Below are 3,229 nucleotides of genomic sequence, written 5' to 3'. Positions count from 1 at the left end.
CCCCGCCCCCGTCGCGTGTAGACACGGAGGTCGTGTTACGCCCCGCGCCCGTCATCCTCAGCTTCCGGCGCACGTTCGCGCTGCTCATCCTGCTGGTCGTGCTGCCCTCGGCCGGCCTGTCGGGCTTCGGCGTCGTGGCCATCATCAACGAGCGCGCCGCGGTGGAGAAACGCCTGGAGGCCGCCTGGCGCGGCACGCTCGCGGACCTGTCCGCGGAGGTGCCCCGGGCGCTCAACAGCGGACGGTTGGAGGAGGTGGACGGAGGCCGGCTGGCGTTCCTGCTGTCGGACGACCAGGAGCTGTCCGACCCGGAGGGCACCTTCCACGTGGAGAACGGCCTGGTGCGCACGAAGGATCCGCAGCTCGCGGAGTCCCTGGCGGCGCTGGTGCCGGAGGCCGCCTCGCTGCCCACGGTGCCCACCGTGTTCTCGCTCGCCCCGGGCAACCGGGCGGTGATGGTGGCCGCCGAGCGCAAGGGCACCACGGTGCAGGGCGTGCGGCTGTCCGCCGTCGCGTTGGACAGCCTCCTGTCGGACAAGGCGCAGGGGCGGGCCACGTCGGAGCCGGTGCGCTTCACGCTGCTGCCCGTGCCGCGCGACACGTCCAGCGAGGGCGGGCTCGTCAACCGGCTGATGTCGGAGGTGGCGCAGGCGCGGCAGAACGCGATGGGGCCGCCGGTGCTCGCGGAGCGGGTGCTGTCCGCGCCGCTGCAGGACTTCCGGCTGGTGGTGCTGCCCACCGGCGAGGACCCCGTGGCGAGCACCTCCACGCGCAACCGCGCCGTGTACGGCGTGCTGCTGGGGCTGTTCTACCTGACGCTCACGTTCGGCGTCATCTACACCGGCCGCGTGCTCTACCGCGAGGCGCGCCTGTCGCGCATGAAGACGGACTTCGTGTCGCTGGTGAGCCATGAGCTGCGCACGCCGCTCACCTCCATCCGCATGTTCATCGAAACGCTGGCGCTGGGCCGGCTGAAGGACCCCGCGCAGATGCAGGAGGTGTTGGACCTGCTCACGCGTGAAACGGAGCGCCTGTCGGACCTGATTGAACGGGTGCTGGACTGGGCGCGCATCGAGAGCGGCCGCAAGGTGTACCAGCGCGAGTCCGTGCAGGTGGCGGACGTGGTGGACGCGGCGGTGGCGGCCTTCCGCGCGCAGCGGCTGGGGGACGACATGGTGCTGAGCGTGGAGGTGGCGGACGGGCTGCCTCCGGTGGAGATGGACCGCGTCGCGGTGTCGGGCGCGCTGCTCAACCTGTTGCAGAATGCGTACAAGTACAGTGGGCCGACGAACCGGAAGATCGCGCTACAGGCGCGCAGGGACGGCAGACACGTGAACCTGTCGGTGGAGGACAACGGGGTGGGAATCGCCAGGAAGGACCGCAAGCGCATCTTCGAGCGCTTCTACCGCGTGGACAACCTGCTCACGCGCAAGACGGAGGGCAGTGGCCTGGGGCTCGCCATCAGCAAGCGCATCGTGGAGGCACACGGGGGCCGCATCGCCGTGCAGAGCGAGCCCGGCCAGGGCAGCCGCTTCACCATCCAGCTCCCGGCGGGCCGCGCATGAGCACGCCGGATGAGAAGCCGCGCCGCATCCTGGTGGTGGAGGACGACCTGTCCATCCTCACCGGCGTGTCCATGAACCTGCGCTTCGAAGGCTACGAAGTGCTCCAGGCGCAGGACGGCCGCACGGGCCTGGCCAAGGCGCTGGACGAAGCGCCGGACCTGCTGGTGTTGGACCTGATGCTCCCGGAGCTCAACGGCTACGAGGTCATCCGCGAGCTGCGCCAGCGGGGCCGCGACACGCCCGTGGTGGTGCTGTCCGCGCGGGGCCAGGAGTCGGACAAGATACTGGGCCTCAACCTGGGCGCGGACGACTACGTGGTGAAGCCCTTCGGGCTCCAGGAGCTGCTCGCGCGCATCAAGGCGGTGCTGCGCCGCCGGTTCGGGGCCACGGGCACCAGCGCGCCGCCGGTGACGTTCGGGGACGTGAAGGTGGACCTGGCGCTGCGCACGGTGGCGCGCGACGGGCAGCCGGTGGAGTTGACGGCGCAGGAGTTCAAGCTGCTGGCGCACTTCCTGGCGCACCCGGGCCGCACCTTCACCCGCGAGGAGCTGCTGTCCGGCGCGTGGGGCTACCACTACGAGGGCAGCGCGCGCACGGTGGACAACTTCATGCGCCAGCTGCGGCTGAAGTTCGAAACCGACCCCGAAGCGCCCCGGCACTTCCTCACCGTGCGCGGCCTGGGTTACCGCTTCGAGCGCTGAAGCCGGCGCCGAAGCCCCCGGGCGTCACAGCCCCGCGACGCCAATCTGGCGCAGGTCCTCCAGGTCGAAGGGCTTGCCATCGAAGCGGCCGTAGCGCTCGCGGGGGGTGAGGCCGCTGGAGGTGAGGGCGGCCTCCAGCTCCTCGGGGAGGAAGTGGCGCAGCTTGAGGCGGCGGATGGGGCTTGAGCCACCGGGAGGACGCCGCTCGCGCAGGTGCAGGGCGAACAGCGGACGGCGGGGCTCCACGGCGGAGCCGGGCTCGTCCTCGTCGCGCGGCAGCACGGGTTCGCGCGGCGCGTTGAGCACGTCGTAGACGAAGGTGCCCCCGGGGGCCAGGTGGTGGACGACGGTGGCGAGGAACGCCTCCACGTCGTCGCGGCCGGGCATCAGCCCCAGCGCGTGCTGCGGGGCCAGCACCAGCGGGAACTTCTCCGGCAGCCTCAGCGTGCGCAGGTCCTGGGCCAGCAGGCGCGTGCGCTCGGAGACGTCCGGGGGTTCGGAGGCGCGGCGCTCCTCGGCGGAGCGGATCATCACTTCGGAGGGATCCACGCCCACGGCGGCGAAGCCGTGGCCGGCCAGCGCCCAGGGCACCCGGCCGTTGGCGGCGCCCAGCACCAGCACGGGCGAGCCGTGCTCGGTCGCCTGCCGCGTGTAGAAGACGAGATCCGGCTCCTGTCCCACGAGGGACAGCGGGGTGCGGCCGCGTGCGTCGTTCCCAGCCATTGCCCAGGCCCTAGCACGGTTGCGGGGCCCTTCGGGACTCCCGGGTGCGCACCGTGGGCAATCCTTTGCCCACCTGCTGTCCGGCATGCGACGGCCCCCTCCCACTTCCCAACGCTGGTCCCCTCCTGGAGGGCTGGCACCCTCCTTGCCTTGGAGCGCCGCATGACGGGCGTCCGCCTGGGCGCTTCGCTTTGAAAGAGTGAGGGGTATTCGGCATATGGGGCACGGCGGGTGGCGGTG

The 3,229-nt window shown here is 71.6% G+C and carries 3 protein-coding genes; 2 read left to right on the top strand and 1 reads right to left on the bottom strand.

The features are described 5' to 3' along the window. Positions 1-32 precede the first annotated feature (32 nt). Together D7X74_RS40785 and D7X74_RS40780 are read left to right on the top strand one after the other, a co-directional pair. Positions 33-1,565, top strand: a complete 1,533-nt coding sequence (locus D7X74_RS40785; RefSeq protein WP_120538315.1) for a cell wall metabolism sensor histidine kinase WalK — start codon at positions 33-35, stop codon at positions 1,563-1,565. Beyond that, positions 1,562-2,266 (top strand): response regulator transcription factor, encoded by a 705-nt coding sequence (locus tag D7X74_RS40780; RefSeq protein WP_120538314.1) that lies wholly within the window; start codon positions 1,562-1,564, stop codon positions 2,264-2,266. Before D7X74_RS40785 ends, D7X74_RS40780 begins: the two co-directional genes overlap by 4 nt. Before the next feature lie 24 nt (positions 2,267-2,290). On the opposite strand, the gene D7X74_RS40775 is transcribed toward D7X74_RS40780, so the two are convergent. Then, positions 2,291-2,989 (bottom strand): bifunctional 2-polyprenyl-6-hydroxyphenol methylase/3-demethylubiquinol 3-O-methyltransferase UbiG, encoded by a 699-nt coding sequence (locus D7X74_RS40775; protein WP_120538313.1) that lies wholly within the window; start codon positions 2,987-2,989, stop codon positions 2,291-2,293. Positions 2,990-3,229: the final 240 nt, after the last annotated feature.

The organism is Corallococcus sp. CA047B, assembly GCF_003612065.1.
Taxonomy (GTDB): Bacteria; Myxococcota; Myxococcia; order Myxococcales; family Myxococcaceae; genus Corallococcus; species Corallococcus praedator.
This window is presented reverse-complemented; position numbering and strand designations above follow the sequence as displayed.